Origin of the sequence: Saccharospirillum sp. (genome assembly GCF_040881935.1) — a bacterium.
Classification (GTDB): Bacteria; Pseudomonadota; Gammaproteobacteria; order Pseudomonadales; family Natronospirillaceae; genus Saccharospirillum.
This window is the reverse complement of the sequence record NZ_JBBECH010000058.1, coordinates 1-16047: the sequence shown is the minus strand read 5'-3', so window position 1 is coordinate 16047 and position 16047 is coordinate 1. Positions and strand designations below refer to the sequence as shown.

The window sequence follows — 16047 nt, the reverse complement described above, 5'->3', positions numbered from 1 at the left end:
TCTATTCAATGCTGGCATCGGAGCTATCGCTTAACAAAGCGTTGCACTGGACAAGCCGGTGAGCGCGACATTATGCAGTTTGACACTGTTGCGCAACACGCTACACTATGAGCCATGAAATGGAAACTGGCGGTTCACCTTCGAATTCCTGGACGGCAATGCGTATCTGCTTGATTATGAGGATTACCACTGATGCCTATGCACAACCCCCCACATCCTGGCGAGTTCATTCTGGCTACGTATATGGAGCCTTTCGGACTGAGCTGCCGCTATTTGGCCGAGCGGCTGGACGTGTCGCCATCCACATTGAACCGGATTCTGAAGCAGCAGAGCGGTGTCAGCCCGGAAATGGCGTTGCGGCTTTCCAAGGCGCTAGGCCGTGCACCACAGAGCTGGTTGACCATGCAGGATGCTTATGACCTGTGGCATGCAGGCAAGACCATCAAACTGGATAAGGTTCACAAGGTTGAGCTTACCGCTGCATAACCAACGCTTGCAGGGTGAGGCACCGAAGCTGCGCACCTGAAGCGGGCGTTATGGGTTTAAAGGTGCTGTTCCAAATCCATGCTATTGGGGAGCACCCGGACCACAACAATTTTGGTCGCCGTGCCTGACGGAGGGTCGGACTGATCGACTAGCTGATTACGCCGAATCACTTGCCTCTAAGGAGCATAAAAATGAAAAACGAAAACTCTAAACTTACTATCTCTCGTGTCATTCAGGCTCCACGTTCCATTGTCTGGAAAGCTTGGTCTGAGAAAGAACATTTCGAGCGGTGGTGGATTCCGGAGCCAATCAAATGCAAAGTCGTTACAATGGATATGACGCCAGGCGGTGGTTTTGAAACCCTGATGAGCGAAAATGGTGAAGATTTTCAGTCTCATGTGGAAGGTTGTTTTTTAGAAATTATTCCTGAAGAGCGTATTGTTTTCACGACTGTTTTAACCGAAGGGTGGAAGCCAAATGACCCCTGGTTGGCAATGACCGCTATTATCACTATGGAAGATGCCGGTAAGGGCACCAGGTATACTGCTCAGGCCTTGCATAAAAATACAGAGGATAGCAATAAACACCTGGAAATGGGGTTTGAGGAAGGCTGGGGTGCTACCATTGATCAATTGGAAAAGCTGACCATGAAGTTGGCTTAATTTTCAAGTCGCTAGCCTGCACCCACACCTTACAAACGCAGTCAGTTGGATAAAGTTTCCGCTGACGTTCCAACTTTGTCGGCGTTAGGCACCGATAACCTGCCATACGGTGTAGCACCGCTGGAGTGGGGGTGGGTCAAGTGCTATGTTCAATGCGAAAAATCATCGAACATGGCAAGAGCCGTGAAATCATGCCCGCAGGGGTATCAGCGCAAAAGGGTTCTCAATTGGAAACGAAATACTCGGAACATCCATCCATGTTCAAAAATAATCCGCTCGGGTTCGTCGTTGCGGTCTTGTTGATCCCACTGGCAATAGGAATCCTGATCCTTCTTATTTGGTATTTGAAGTGCAAGTCTACTACGCTTGAATTTACGGGTAACGATCTTATTCTTGAGAGAGGGCTGCTGAGTAAGGATCGCACAGAATTAAACATCAATAGCATTCGTACTGTGAAGGTCTATCAGACGTTTCTTAATCGGATATTTGGAGTTGGCAAGATTTCCGTTTTTACTGCTGGCGATACCGCTGAAATTGAAGCGGCGGGTGTACCACGCCCTCATGATCTGAGGGATATGATTAAAGCTCACCTGGCTGAATAACGATGGCTGGCGAGACTGGAAATAAAGATAAAAAAGATGCAAGAACCGTTGCGATTGCGCTAATAGTTCTGGTAGCCCTGTTGTTCATTGGTGGGTTTTTTTCCTGGCCGATGCTGACTGAATTTAATCAGGTTTACTTGGCACCTGGTGTCGGCATAAAGGATGCGGCCGTAATTGCGTTCATCGCGACTGTGTTGGTTCTCATCATTTTTGCTGTAGCTTCAGGTGATGGAATAATTGGCGAAATCCAATTCATACTTATCGGGTTCTTTGCGTTCTTTGTCGTCCTCTGGTTGTTGATCTCTTGGGTGTTTTGAAGAGCAGTAAATTGAAGCTATAGCAGGGGGGAGAGTTAATTGAAGCAGGGCCATTCACCAGAGCAAGTCAAAACCATAGAGAGTGGCTTAGAGAAGCTTAAAGAGCAAGAAATTGGCTCCTTAAATGGTTTACAATATTTTACAAATATAACCGCCAATCAGTGGCTATAGTATGAGCACGAAAACGAGCTCTTAAGACACCCCTATTAAACAGCTATCAATGTTTGAGTTATGATAGCTCTAATGGAAGAGTAAAGAAGTGGGTGTCCCGCAGCAGTATGGATGCATTAACGGTGCGTTTTGGAGTCTGATGCCCGGTAATGCCCAAAGAAGCCCAAGGGGCTTTTTTTGCTTAATAGTTATAGTAAGTAAACAACGAACCTTAACATAGAGGCAATGGAGTATAGCCTTTCGATAGCTTTGTCTTAGAGGATTGTTCGGAGTGACAACCAAGACTTCAAATTTAACTCAAAACCGTATTCTTGCCGCATTACCCAAAGCTGTGCAATGTCGACTCTTTCCGCACCTGGAGGAAGTAACGCTGCCGCTGGGTAAAGTACTTTATGAGTCGGGGGTTAAGATGCGCTATGCCTATTTCCCGACTGACAGCATCGTATCCATTTTGTACGTTATGGCCTGTGGCTCATCCGCCGAAATTTCCGTCGTGGGTAACGATGGTCTGGTAGGCCTTCCATTGTTAATGGGGGGTGACAGCACCTCCAGCCGGGCTGTGGTCCAAAGCGGAGGCATGGGTTATCGGGTGATCGGGCAGCGGCTAGTTGATGAGTTCAATCAGCATGGTGACATGATGGCTCTCGTATTGCGCTATACGCAGGCACTGCTTACCCAAATGGCACAGACGGCGGTGTGCAACCGGCACCACACGATAGATCAACAGCTCTGCCGCTGGTTGCTGTTGTCTCTCGATCGATTGCCGACCAATCACCTGATCATGACCCAGGAGTTGATTGCCAATATGCTGGGCGTGCGCCGGGAAGGGGTAACTGAATCGGCCGGGCGGCTACAAAAACTGGGAGTGATTGAGTATCGGCGCGGTCACATAACGGTGCTAGACCGTGCGACACTCGAAAAAATGAGCTGTGAATGTTATGCCGTTGTTAAGCGGGAAACGGATCGGTTGATGATTGGCGATGCACGCGAAAGACTGTATGCTACCAATAAACATCTTGCCTGAGGGCAGGTTGAGCCTGGTATTGATCAGGACAGGCCATGAGGCACGGTATTAGGGTTGCAAGACAGTTGGTTAGGCTTTATGACCTTAGCCTTTCACCTATATAATGAGCTAAGGATGCCGCGATGTTTAACTCTTCTGCTCTTACGACCCTATCCATTTTTACACTGGTCTGTATCGGCATCTTCGGCTACTGGTTCTGGCGTAAGCCCGAGTGGATGGGGTTTTCTGGTAAGACACTTTGGGACTGGCTGGTGCCATTTTCACTGCCGTTGTTGTTGGCGTTCGCTACCGTTCAGTTTAACCAGTCCCGTGAACGGATTGAGACTATTCGTTCAATGGAAGCGAGCCTTCAGCAATATATTGATCGCATCAGCCAGCTTGTCGTGGACGATAGCGTCAATTCTAACTCACAACAAATGTATGCTATTGGACGTGCCCAGACTATTGCCATTCTTCAACTGGTTGAAGGTAACCGGGCAGGGCGGGTGTTACGCTTTTTATCCGAAATGGACCTGTTGCAGAGGTTTGCGGTCAGCCTTGAGGGAGTGGATCTCTCTCACTCGGAGATAAAGGGCCTGCGCCTGGATCAAATGGACCTGGAGGGTGCCGATTTGTCACGTTCCGATCTTGAGGCCGGTTCGTTCGTCGGCAGCGACTTCGAAGAGGCCAACCTGCGTTATACCGATTTCAAAAATGCTGACTTGCGCAATGCTTCCTTTGAGGATGCCAGAATGAAAGGCGCGGAGTTAAACTACGCTGATTTGCGTGGTGCTGACTTGTCTATGGCGTTTGGTTTATCCCCCTCCCAACTATCAGAAGCCTGTCTGGATTCGAGCACACTCGTTGCCGGTGGTCTGATGATCATCACTGGGCCAACCAGTGCATGCGATGGTGACTTAGAACGAAGATAATAGGGGCGCCCAACGTAGCCGCATTTGAATAGTGTCTAACCCTGATGGCCCCTGTTTGAAGATTGGTTGGGGCAAGGTGCACAATTTCTCCACTGCGACTGTACTTAACGATATAGAGTTAATTTACTTCGATCAGAAAGATGTCACCGAGCGTAGAGATCGCGACATGGAAGGGAAGCCCAGAGGAATATCTAATTTTCCGTGGTCTGTAAAGAACCAAGCAAGAATGCACGAGAGCAATTTGGATGGGCCATATACGTCAACCTCAAATGCCAACCAAGCGCTGCACCGGACCAGCCGATGGGCGCGGCGTTGGGCCTATGAAGCAGCTCAAAACTCCAGACGCTAGGTACCTCGTAGTTCGCGGACGTCTGTGGCGAGCCGCCAACCCAAGTCTTCCGTCAGAGCTTCACTCCAAGCTCGTCAGTGGTCTCATGGATGCACGCCGGGAAATCAAAGCTGCTGGTCGCGCGCAAGACCCAGAGCGGCTCACTGTTGCACGGCGTATCGTAAACGAGATCAAGATAGCCTTGGGTGAACGAGGGCCGGTTTGGTGGACTGACGGCGCCAAGGATTTTAACCGGCATTTGGTCAAGAACACGCCGTACGCAGACTGGTACTCAACAGTTGAGGTACCGAAGGCCTAACTTACGACAAACTTCATGCACCTAACATTAGTTGGCTTCCCACAGCAGGTAAGCCAATTGACTTGCAGTTTAACGTTTGAGTTTATAGGCAACCACATAATCCCCTATGGTGGTGCCGATGGAGCCATGGCCACCGGCCACCTGAACAACCATTTGTTCACCCTGACTATTCAAATAGGTCATCGGCGTTGCTTGCCCGCCTGCTGGAAGGCGGGCTTGCCACAGTTGTTCACCGGTGGCCAGGTCATAGGCCCGCAAGTAATCGTCTACCGTCGCTGCGAGGAAGACCACACCGCCCTCGGTGATCACTGGTCCACCAATGCCGGGAACGCCCATTTCTATCGGCAGCGGAAGCGGTGTCAGGTCACGGATGGTTCCGTTTTTATGCTTGTAGACGGTTTCTCCGGTTTTCAGGTCAACCCCGGCCACATAGCCCCAGGGCGGTTGCTGGCAAGGCACATCCAGGGGGGACAGGAAGGGTCTCATATCCACGGCATAAGGCGCGCCTTCATTTGAATTCAGGCCCTGCTCACCCTGGTTGGTCGCGCCCATATCCGAGCCATCTTTCTCGACCAGTTGCTGAATGAAGGCCAGATACAATGGCATCCCGAACATCACCTGGCGTTTCGGGTCCACAGCAATACTGCCCCAATTGAAGACCCCAAAATTGCCGGGATAGACCAGCGTGCCCTGCTCAGATGGCGGGGTGTACTGGCCCTCGTAACGCAGTTTCTTAAACTGGATCCGGCACCACATCTGGTCCAGTGGGGTTGCTCCCCACATGTCTTTTTCTGTCATGATTGGGGGGCGAAAAGTCAGCGCCGAAATCGGTTGTGTCGGCGAAGTATCATCCAAAGCAACGGTACCCAGAGGTGCAGGCAGCTCTTCTATCGGGAAGATAGGCTCGCCAGTCTCTCGGTTCAGCACATACACATCGCCCTGTTTGGTTGGCACCACCAGTGCGCGTTGCGGGCCGCTTTCGGTATCCAAATCAATCAGCGATGGCTGAGCAGGCGTGTCCATATCCCACAGGTCGTGGTGCACAAACTGTTGCACCCAGACTACCTGGCCGGTTGCCAGGTTGAGTGCCACCACGGAGCTGGCATATTTTTCGTCACTTTCAGAGCGATACCAACCCAGCTGGTCGGGCGTCCGATTCCCCATCGGGAAGTAAATCAGGCCCTGCTCCTCATCGGCACTGGCCACGGCCCAGCTGTTGGGAGAGCTGGCCGTATAGACCTGATCTGGCCCGATCGGTGTTGTATCTTCAGGGTTGCCGGAGTCCCAGTTCCACACCAGTTCTCCGGTTCTGGCATCGTAGGCACGGATGACGCCGGAAGGTGAATTTTTGGCGTAGTTGTCGTTTACTGACCCCGCCACTACAACCAGGCCATTCGCCACAACGGGCGGCGAGGTAGCGTAATAGAAACCGGCTTGGTTGAATGGCATATTGTGGGTGAGATCAAGTTCACCGTTGTTGGCGAAGTTCGCACAAAGAGCGCCTGTACCTGGGTCAACGGCTATCAGGCGGGCATCTGATGTCGGCATAAAGAGCTCGGCATCACATTGCACCGGGGCTTGAGCTTCGGCTGCCACATCCAGGACTTCAGCAGAGGGTACATCGCCTGAAGCCGGTGGCAGGTATGATACCCCACGGCAGGTCTGGTGCTGGCGCTGGCTTTCCGGCGGTACCTTGGCATCATACACCCAGCGCTCGGTGCCCTGGTCGGCATCCAATGCCACCAGCCAGTTGTGCGGCGTACACAGATACAGCGTATCGCCAATTTTGAGTGGGGTCGCCTCATAGGTAGTTTCAGTGACATCGTCAGGGCCTTTCATATCACCGGTGCGATACCGCCAGGCCTCTTCCAGTTGCCCCACATTCCGGGGTGTTATCTGATCCAGCGGGGAATAACGTTGCCCCATGTTGGTTCGCCCATAGGCATACCAACTGGCATTAGGCGCAGTTCCCAGATTGGGTGACTCACTGTCTACCTGCATATCGAGTGTACCGGACAGATCATGCGGGTTGGCCCAAAGGCTGCCCAGTGTTATCACCCCCAGTACGGCCCAAACAGGAAGCAGCACGATGCGTCCGCCTTTGTCTGGCACACTGGAAATCAACAGGGGTATGGCCAGAAACATGAACAACCCCATGCGCGGTGCTAACGCCCACCAGTCATAACCGGACTCCCACAACGACCAGATCAGGGTGACTACCAAAAACAACGCAAATAATGGGCGGGTCAGTCCGTGGCGTTTAAAGCCCAGCCAGGCATTGAGCAGCAAAAAAATGCCTGCCAGCAAATAGTAGACGCTCCCCCCAAGACTGAGCAATTGGATACCACCGACCGTGAGTGCAAGACCGATGAGCGCTACAAGTATCGAAAATAGAATCATAGGCCTCATTCTTATATGGAATTACACATATTGGGCGTTAGATTGAGGATACTATGCGATAGAGAGTCTACAATCTAACCAATACTTTATTATAAGCGATGAGGCGGTGTGTGTTTGTGCGCTGTCGTACTTATATTGCCTGTCTCATACCCGGCATAAGGTTCGGATTACTCTGTGCTATGATCCCGCGAGTTTCAGATTAATGAAACTCCATAAAATGAATAACCCCGAAACAGCATTGTGCTGCTGAGTTGGTACTGTACTCATGACGATTCCTGTTAAAGATGTAACTGATCCCAGCGTCTCCTGCTCCAACTGTCAGGCGTGTTGCTGCCAGCTGGAGGTGATGATTATTACCGATACCGGCGTTCCGGCGCGGCATATAGCGGTCGATGAATGGGGTGGTGAGACCATGTTACGGTTAGACGATGGGTGGTGCTCTGCGTTAGACAGGGAAACCTTTATGTGCACTATTTATGAGAACCGTCCGTGGATCTGCCGGGAATTTGAAATGGGGTCTTATGAATGTCTTGTTGAACGAAAGGGAGGCCAGGCAAACCGGAATTCCTTAATAGAGCTATAATGGTGAGTGCCTTAATAGGAGGGCCGTCCGCACGTTGGACGCCGCTGGGGAAAGTTTTCATCCCCTGCATCCAAACCGAAGTCAGCGGTCGTCCTTGTAAGTGAGGTTGTTCACTGTCAATGGATGAAAAAGGAGAAGACCGATGAAAGCACTACTTGCCACTTCGCTTGCCCTGGCGCTAGTCGCCTGTGCCAGCACAGCAATGACCATTCCTGAAGGGGTGCCGGTGGATACCCGGGAGACGAGCCTGGGCACTGTTCTGACCGACACCGAGGGCATGACACTGTATCTCTTCACTCGTGATGAGTCGGGCAAATCCAACTGCTACGATGGCTGTGCCCAGAACTGGCCGCCGCTGGATGCCTCGGCCAATGCGCAGGATGCCGGTAAATTCAGCGTCATCGAACGTCAGGACGGAACTCACCAATGGGCTTATGATGGTGACCCGCTCTATCTCTGGGTCAACGATCAGCAGCCGGGCGATGTTACTGGACAGGGCGTTGGCGATGTCTGGTTCGTGATCGAAGTGGGCGATACTGGCTCTGGTTCCGACTCTGGAAGCATGACTTATTGAGTGAGTTCACCTAGTAACAGGGCCCCGCATCCATGGACGCGGGGCCGTTGATGAAAACTCTAATTAATGGAACGTGATGTGGAAGTCCCAGTAGTAGCCGGTGTCTCCAATGGCTGCGTGTCGGAGTCAATAGCCGCCAGTTCGCTGTTATCGGAGGCTGGCCCGTACAACTGCCGGATACCGCGTAGATCACCGGGCTGCAACTCAGCGAAGGTTTCGGTGTAGCGAAACCCCATTAACTGCCCCTCTGGTCCGGGGTGATCCAGGCCGATAGCGTGACCGATTTCATGAATAAGGGTATAGCGGAGGTCGTAGACATCTTTATTGCCATCGAACCCGACCTTCCATTGCTGATCGGGGTTCAGGCACACCAGCGCCTGATCGATAATACGCACACCCTCTTGTGAACCGGGCTTGTAGGTTACGTTGGCAAATGCCGTCCCGATTGGCTTGCCCTGGGCCCCGAGCACGATATCCGCATCCCGGGGGTCGTCCACCTGGTAAAAGGACAGATTCGCGGCTTGCTCCCAAACCTGAAACGCCGCTGCAGCCTCTCGTTCCAGCGTCTCCACAGGAAGGTTCTGACCAGAGAGCGCTGTCATTGGTACCAGGTCACCACAATTACGCGCATCATCGAAACGCATCGATTCGTTAGCGAAGGCGTAACTGATGCTCGCCCCCACCCCTAAGGTGTGTTCGCCCCACTTGACTTTGTAGCCGTCCAACTCAAGCAGCCGATATCCGTTTTGTTGATCATCGGCAAGTAGTGGAAACGCTAATGGAAGGAGGGCAGTAACTACTAATGCCCGTATGGCAAGTCGTACATTTATGGCTGCTCGCACTGCATTCTCCGAACAGAGATTCCTGAAAGCACTGGATAAAACTCACCTGAAGCGGATTGAACGCGAGAGGGGTATTCCAGTACAGGACACGAAACGAATAGGTGCGTCACCGCACTGACAAAGCGTCTGCTTATGCTCAAACTGAAAGGAGAATAAGCGACTCGCAATCTCGTTACTCGAATCGAGTGGGCACGTTATCGACAATCATCGGAGGGGTCAATCAAACATGTTGGCCTTAGTGATCTGTGTTGTTACCGGGCGTTACGCCGCGTTAAGGATGAGTGATGAGCGTCACAGTTTCATGGGATCGGGTCCGGTTTTTAGTCAATAAATTTCGTGAGCGGCTATGGGTGAGGCCATTGATGGTCTGTTTGTTATCGATAGGCGCGGCGTTTGTCGCCAAGCTGTTTGATAGCACCATGTTAAGACTATACGTTCCTGAAATTACATCGGAGTCCATTGAGGAATTGCTGTCCATCATGGCGGCCAGCATGCTGGTTATTGCCACTTTTTCAGTGGCATCGATGGTGTCTGCCTACGCCGCGGCAAGCAGCACGGCGACGCCGAGGGCATTCAGTCTGGTTGTCGCCGACGATGCATCCCAGAACGCACTGTCCGCCTTTGTCGGTGCATTTATCTTCTCTGTTGTGGCTTTAACGGCCGTTAAAAATGGCTATTTCGATGTCGCTGGGCTCTTTATCCTTTTCGTTCTAACCGCGTTTGTTTTCGCTTTAATCATTTTTACGTTCGTCCGCTGGGTCGATGGAATCGCCCGTCTTGGACGAATTGGCTCAACGATGGACAAGGTGGAAATGGCCACTGGCAAAGCTCTAAAGCGGCGGCGAGATGCTCCAACGCTTAACGCCTCTTTAGCCCGAACTCAACCGGAAGGGCAGGCGGTACTGGCGGCAAAGGTCGGTTACGTGCAGCACATTGATATGCCAGAGCTCCAGGAATGGGCAAAAAAGGCAAACGCTCGAATTGTTGTCGCCGCCTTGCCGGGTACCTTCGCTACTCCAGACCGCCCCCTGGCTTACGTAAACTCTGATAGTGATAACCCGGTAGCGCTTGATTACCAGGAGATAGTTCAGGCATTCCAGGTTGGAACCGAACGTCGTTTTGACGATGATCCAAGGTTTGGTTTGGTAGTTCTGTCGGAAATTGCCGGGCGGGCCTTATCGCCTTCAGTTAATGATCCCGGTACAGCGATCGAAATTGTGGGTCGGCTGGTACGGTTGTTTCACCTGTGGAGTGAGCCAGCAGAAGAAAATGATGACAACGGGCTTTTGTACGATCGTGTGGAAGTGCCAGTGATATCAGTGCGGGATATGTTTGAAGATGCCTTTACGGCCATTGCCCGTGATGGTGCTGGTCACGTGGAAGTTTCAGTTCGGTTGCAGAAGGCATTGTACTCGCTGACATCGACTGGCGATAAAAGCATGCGCGACGCGGCCAGCTACAATAGCCGTTTGGCTCTGGAGCGTTCCAGAATAGCCATGGATGTACCAGAGGACCTGAAGGCGGTACGCGATGCAGCCAGTTTTGATACAGAGAATCCGTAGGGGGAACAGTACCGGTGTCGCGGGGGACCATGTAACCTCTTTTCTCGGCTCGAATACGAAAACGGAGAATCAGGAAACTAGAGGCAACTGGTTGTAGTCGGGTGGGTTTTGCCCCCACTATGATGGTTCATGCTTTCAAGGATGGTGTCATCATGCGAGTTTTTGCAAACCCCGTCGGGGCCGGTTCTCTCTGGTTCGACAACCTGACCACGGCCGATGGAACCCCTGTTGCCTATGATCCCCAGGCGCGCGATTTTCTGCCGACGCCCCCCTTCTGTGCCAACCGGGAAAAAATCGGCTGTAACTGGATCGCGCCGAAACCGGGGGCGTTTTGCCGTTCCTGCGCCATGACCGCGCTGGCGCCCGACCCGACGCTGCCCAATGCCATTCCCAACTGGGCGCAAACCGAGGCGGCCAAACGTTGGGCACTGGATAACCTGGGCCGCTGGCACTGGTTTCGCCCGGAAGACCCGGGTGCACCCCCGGTGTTTCATTTGCTGGCGGAAGGGCCAACCCCGGTGCCGATGGGCCACGCAGAAGGCGTGGTGACCATCAGCGTCGCGGAGGTTGACCCCATTCTGGTCACCACCCGCCGTGAAGCCTTGCAGGAGCCGTATCGAACCATGATCGGTCACATGCGCCACGAGATCGCTCATATGTTGTGGTGGCGGCTGAGCCTTCGAGAAGACTTTCTGGACGCCTTCAGAGCCATGTTTGGGGATGAACGAATAGATTACCCGGCAGCACTGCAATACCACTACGAAAACGGCCCGCCGCCAGAGTGGCGACAGCACTATCTGACCAGCTATGCCTCAGCGCACCCGCATGAAGACTTCGCGGAAACGGCGGCACACCTGCTGCACCTCACCGACATTGCCGACAGCTTTGTGGCGACTGGCCTGACATCGCCACAGATACCGGGCCCGAACTGGGACCCGTATTCGGAGCCCGATGCTGAACGACTGATTCGGATCGCGGCTACGCTCACGGTGGGCGTTAACCATGTTAATCGCTCCATGGGTTTATCGGACCTTTATCCGTTCGTACTGTCTGACCACGCACGCTATAAGCTGGCGTTTGTGCACGACTGGTTGCGAAGAGGGGCACTCGGTCTATAAGAGGTGCTGAACCTCGCATCAGCCAGGGGTGTTGTCAGTGGCCGCTCCCTCGCGCTGATGATGCTCCCAGTCGTCGGCAATGAAGACCGATACGGCGGACGCTTTCAGCAGCGGGCGCTGCAAAATGTGATCCGCGGCTTTCTCGGCGATCATGATGGTCGGTGCATTGATGTTCCCGTTGGTTACTGTCGGCATGATCGAAGAATCAACGACCCGTAATGCGTCTATGCCATGAACCCGGCACTCGGCGTCGACCACTGCCATCGGGCCTGCTCCCATCCGGCAGCTACCGCAAGGGTGATATGCGGTTTCGGCATTTTCAGCAACCCAGGCATCGATGTCGGCATCGGTCTGAATGTGGTCTCCGGGCATCAGCTCTTCGCCGCGATACGGATCGAAAGCTGGCTGTGCAAAAATCTCCCGGGTTAAGCGAATACCGGCCCGGTAGGCCTGTTTATCTTCCTCTTCCTGCAGGTAGTTGAAACAGATCTTCGGGGGCGCTTCCGGGTCACTGGAGGCTAACCTGACCCAGCCACGGCTTTTCGGTTTATTCGCCCCCAGGTGTGCCTGGAAGCCATGGCCTTCGGCCGAGCTGGAACCGTCGTAGGCAATGGCACCCGCCAGAAAGTGGTATTGCAGATCAGGGTATTTGAGGCCAGCCCGGCTGCGGATGTAACCATTGGATTCAAAATGGTTGGTGGCGCCCAGACCGCTCTTGAAGAACAACCAGCGTGCGCCAATCAGCGCCTGCCCAAAGGGGTTTAGCCAACTATTAAGCGTGATTTTCTGTTTGCAACTGTGCTGAATCCACACTTCCAGATGGTCATGGAGATTCTGACCCACGCCTGGCAGATCGTGAAAGGGTTCAATACCCACCTCTCGCAAATGATCGGCTGGCCCTATACCGGACAGCATCAGCAATTTTGGTGAGTTGAATGCACTGGCGCTGAGTATAACTTCGCGGTTTGCCCGCACGGTGATTAACCGGTCGCCTTGCTGGTATTCGACGCCCGTCGCCCGTTTGCCCTCCAGCAAGATGCGGGTGGTGAGTGCATGCATTCGGAGTTCAAGGTTGGGGCGACCAAGCGCGGGCTTCAGGTAAGCATTGGCGGTCGAGCACCGCGTTCCGTCGCGCACCGTCATGTCCATTCGGCAAAAGCCTTCCTGCCGATACCCGTTGTAGTCTTTGGTTTCGCCGTAACCTGCCTGGCGGCCGGCCTGAATAAAGGCGCGATACAGCGGGTTTTTCATGTTGTTGCCGTTACATACTCCGAGGGGGCCTCCCGTATTACGGTAGTCATCTGCACCATAAATACAGTCTTCGGCGCGCTGGAAATAAGGCAACACCTCTTCGTAACTCCAGCCTTGCGCTCCCTGCTCAACCCACTCCTCAAAATCACCAGCGCAGCCACGCACGTACGCCATGCCATTAATGGACGAGGAGCCACCAATAACCTTGCCTCGCGCCTGGTGTAGTTTCTTGCCATTGAGCCCGGGTTCCGGCTCGGTATAAAGCCCCCAGTCAAACTTTGGCTTGTTCAGGGGAATCGAGAAGGCGGTTGGCATCTGAATGAACACCGAATTGTCTTTGCCGCCATATTCCAGAACCAGCACCCGGAACTGACCATCCACACTCAACCGGTCTGCCAGTACCGACCCTGCTGACCCGGCGCCTACGATGATGTAGTCGAACACATCCTCTGTTTTCGAAGCCGTCATGAGTCATTCTCCATCGTTCAGTTGTGGTCGTTCCCTGAGGGCATGATGGTATCGCCGCCCGGTAGCTGCCGCTGGGTGTGTAAATAGTACAAATGACGTTCGTACTGATCGAGAACATCCGCGATCACCTGTTCCCGGGAGTAGCCGTACAGGTCATAACCCTGGCCGCCTTCAGAAAGGTGAACTTCGAGTCGGTAGTAGTCTGCATCTACTCGGGTCGCACGGATTGAAAAGGCCGGCATCTTGCATTTAGCTGGCCAGATCTCGTAAATGAAATCCTGTTCGTGACCGAGACTAACCCGCAGGGAAATATGCTCGTTGCCACGCTCTCCTAGCTCAATCTTCGCCGTTAATTCCTGCTGTTCAAGTACTTGTCTGATTGCCTCCATCGCCGGAACCGCAATGTCGTCCAGGAAACGGTGAGCCTGACTTTGCGTTGGAAAGCTCACGCTGCGGCGAATACGCTGCTGCCAGTTCAGCGCGGCAGTTTTGCCGGGATTGGTTCGACCCGACAGATGGCCCGCCATGCTTCCCCGATGGCTGTCTTCCTTCAACCCCTCCAGTTGCAAGGCTTTAAACAAACCAAACATCATAAAAAACAGCACGAAGGCAAATGGCAAACCCATAATCACCACGGCACTTTGCAGCGCACTGAGCCCGCCAGCCATCAACAGCGCCACGGTCAGTACGCCAATAATTCCAGCCCAGAGTATACGCATCCAACCCGGTGCGTCCTGGTTGGGGTCACGGAGAATCGACGTCAGGTTGGACAGTACCAATGAACCAGAATCACCGGATGTCACGAAGAACACGATAGCCAGAATAGTGACCACCGAGGTGGTAAAACCCACCCATGGAAAGCTCTCCAGAAAGAGATAAATGGACGAGCCCGGGTGTTCCATTGCCTGCTGTCCGAAGCCGGCTACGCCGCTGTCGTTCATGACAAGATCGATGGCGCTGTTTCCCATAATGGACATCCAGGCCATCATAAACGCCAGTGGAAGTATCAGCGTTCCGGCTACAAATTGGCGGATCGTCCGGCCCCGGGATATCCGTGCCAGAAAAAGCCCCACGAAGGGTCCCCAGGCGATCCACCAGGCCCAGAAAAAAACCGTCCATGCGTTTAGCCAGTCTGTGGGAGGATCAAAGGCATAGGTGTCGAACGACATGGTCAACAAGCTGGAAAGGTAGTCTCCTACATTCATAACCAGCGCGTTCAACAGAAACACGGTTTTTCCGGTAAACAGAATGAACAGCAACAGCAACAACGCCAGTGCCATGTTAAATTCTGAAAGTCGGCGAATGCCTTTGTCTACGCCCGTGAACGCGGAAACAGCCGAGAAAATGACAATGAAGATAGCCAGGATGGCTTGAGTTATGGTGGTCTCTGCAATGCCGAACATGTAATTGAGGCCGAAATTAAGCTGAATGATGCCGATACCGAGACTGGTCGCAATGCCAAACACCGTACCTAACACCGCAGCGGCATCAACAGCGTGGCCGATTGAGCCATTAATGCGCTTGCCGAATATCGGGTACAGGGTTGAACGAATGGTCAGTGGCAGCCCATGCCGGTAGCTGAAAAAGGCCAGCGACATACCAACCAGGGTGTAGACCCCCCAACCCGATAACCCCCAATGCAGGAAGGTAATTTCCATGGCACGTCGGGCCGCCTCGACGGTCTCTGCGTCTCCGGTTGGTGGTGCCAGGAACTGGGTGACGGGCTCAGCGATGCAGAAGAAAAGCAGATCAATCCCTATACCGGCCGAAAAAAGCATAGCCGCCCAGGTGACTACATTGAAATCGGGTTTGGAATGCGCGGGACCCAGTTTTAATTTTCCGAAACGGGAGAAACCAATAACGATTACAAACGCAAGATAGGCAACCACAGAAACAAAATAGAACCAGCCAAAGCTGTTGGATATCCAGGCGAGCACCGCAAAAATAACCGAGCTCGATGACTCGGTAAACAGAATGGTCCACACCGCAAATACAACAATGCTTGCCGTTGAACCATAAAATACTATGGGATTGAGTCTATCTTCGCGATCATTCCCGCTACTGTCATCAGTTACGTCCGTCATAACCGCCTCCATAGAGAAACAAGCCGACAGCGATTGCTGTCTGAAATGACGCCTCTGTGACTTCCCTGGGTTAACGATCTGCAGGAGATGGCGGCACCTTGCAGTGATGGGTATAGGAGCCCAAAAGCAGGCCGTCAAGGAGACCAGCAGATAATATTTCCCAGCATGATCTCGTTGGGGGAAATCTGACAGCAAGGCACTCAGCAACGGCTTGTTGATTGCTGTTCGACGCTCTGAGTCTATCGGGTGTTTTGGACGCTCATTTTGGCTTTCTAAGCCAAAATGAGCGTCCGGTTAGTTCATTAGGCTTTTAACGTGGCATCCAGCGTTATGGTTGCGTTCAAC

15 protein-coding genes are annotated in these 16047 nt (G+C 53.0%); 11 read left to right on the top strand and 4 right to left on the bottom strand.

What is annotated here, in order from left to right:
• Positions 1 to 192 precede the first annotated feature (192 nt).
• From WEB54_RS11020 to WEB54_RS10990, 7 genes are all read left to right on the top strand, one after another.
• Complete coding sequence (locus WEB54_RS11020) at positions 193 to 486, top strand: HigA family addiction module antitoxin (RefSeq protein ID WP_368055639.1); 294 nt, start codon at positions 193 to 195, stop codon at positions 484 to 486.
• Positions 487 to 677: 191 nt separating this feature from the next.
• A complete protein-coding gene (locus WEB54_RS11015; protein ID WP_368055637.1) occupies positions 678 to 1148 on the top strand; it encodes an SRPBCC family protein in 471 nt (156 codons plus the stop codon).
• A gap of 152 nt (positions 1149 to 1300) precedes the next feature.
• On the top strand, positions 1301 to 1750 hold the full coding sequence (locus WEB54_RS11010) for a PH domain-containing protein (RefSeq protein WP_368055635.1): 450 nt from the start codon (positions 1301 to 1303) through the stop codon (positions 1748 to 1750).
• Positions 1751 to 1752: 2 nt separating this feature from the next.
• Positions 1753 to 2067 carry a hypothetical protein gene (locus WEB54_RS11005; protein WP_368055633.1) on the top strand — a complete coding sequence of 105 codons (315 nt, stop codon included), beginning with the start codon at positions 1753 to 1755 and terminating at the stop codon, positions 2065 to 2067.
• A gap of 442 nt (positions 2068 to 2509) precedes the next feature.
• Positions 2510 to 3262, top strand: a complete 753-nt coding sequence (locus WEB54_RS11000; protein ID WP_368055631.1) for a Crp/Fnr family transcriptional regulator — start codon at positions 2510 to 2512, stop codon at positions 3260 to 3262.
• Positions 3263 to 3384: 122 nt separating this feature from the next.
• Positions 3385 to 4173 carry a pentapeptide repeat-containing protein gene (locus tag WEB54_RS10995; protein ID WP_368055629.1) on the top strand — a complete coding sequence of 263 codons (789 nt, stop codon included), beginning with the start codon at positions 3385 to 3387 and terminating at the stop codon, positions 4171 to 4173.
• Between the two features lie 31 nt (positions 4174 to 4204).
• The gene (locus WEB54_RS10990) at positions 4205 to 4522 is read left to right on the top strand and encodes a nucleotidyltransferase family protein (RefSeq protein ID WP_368055627.1); all 318 of its coding nucleotides are present in this window, start codon (positions 4205 to 4207) and stop codon (positions 4520 to 4522) included.
• A gap of 367 nt (positions 4523 to 4889) precedes the next feature.
• Here WEB54_RS10990 and WEB54_RS10985 read toward each other — a convergent pair whose 3' ends face one another.
• Complete coding sequence (locus WEB54_RS10985; protein WP_368055625.1) at positions 4890 to 7220, bottom strand: glucose/quinate/shikimate family membrane-bound PQQ-dependent dehydrogenase; 2331 nt, start codon at positions 7218 to 7220, stop codon at positions 4890 to 4892.
• Between the two features lie 265 nt (positions 7221 to 7485).
• Between WEB54_RS10985 and WEB54_RS10980 the strand changes: the two genes are divergently transcribed.
• Together WEB54_RS10980 and WEB54_RS10975 are read left to right on the top strand one after the other, a co-directional pair.
• On the top strand, positions 7486 to 7803 hold the full coding sequence (locus WEB54_RS10980) for a YkgJ family cysteine cluster protein (RefSeq protein ID WP_368055623.1): 318 nt from the start codon (positions 7486 to 7488) through the stop codon (positions 7801 to 7803).
• Positions 7804 to 7945: 142 nt separating this feature from the next.
• Entirely contained in the window at positions 7946 to 8377 is a 432-nt protein-coding gene (locus WEB54_RS10975; protein ID WP_368055621.1) for a hypothetical protein, read from the top strand.
• Between the two features lie 59 nt (positions 8378 to 8436).
• Here the strand turns inward: WEB54_RS10975 and WEB54_RS10970 are convergent, their stop codons facing one another.
• Entirely contained in the window at positions 8437 to 9219 is a 783-nt protein-coding gene (locus WEB54_RS10970) for a matrixin family metalloprotease (protein WP_368055619.1), read from the bottom strand.
• Between the two features lie 284 nt (positions 9220 to 9503).
• On the opposite strand from WEB54_RS10970, the gene WEB54_RS10965 reads away from it, so the two are divergent.
• A complete protein-coding gene (locus tag WEB54_RS10965) occupies positions 9504 to 10781 on the top strand; it encodes a DUF2254 domain-containing protein (protein WP_368055617.1) in 1278 nt (425 codons plus the stop codon).
• 152 nt (positions 10782 to 10933) lie between these two features.
• A complete protein-coding gene (locus tag WEB54_RS10960; RefSeq protein WP_368055615.1) occupies positions 10934 to 11899 on the top strand; it encodes a putative zinc-binding metallopeptidase in 966 nt (321 codons plus the stop codon).
• A gap of 18 nt (positions 11900 to 11917) precedes the next feature.
• On the opposite strand, the gene betA is transcribed toward WEB54_RS10960, so the two are convergent.
• Both betA and betT read right to left on the bottom strand, forming a co-directional pair.
• Complete coding sequence (gene betA, locus WEB54_RS10955) at positions 11918 to 13618, bottom strand: choline dehydrogenase (protein ID WP_368055613.1); 1701 nt, start codon at positions 13616 to 13618, stop codon at positions 11918 to 11920.
• Positions 13619 to 13635: 17 nt separating this feature from the next.
• The gene (betT, locus tag WEB54_RS10950) at positions 13636 to 15702 is read right to left on the bottom strand and encodes a choline BCCT transporter BetT (RefSeq protein WP_368055611.1); all 2067 of its coding nucleotides are present in this window, start codon (positions 15700 to 15702) and stop codon (positions 13636 to 13638) included.
• Positions 15703 to 16047 lie beyond the last annotated feature (345 nt).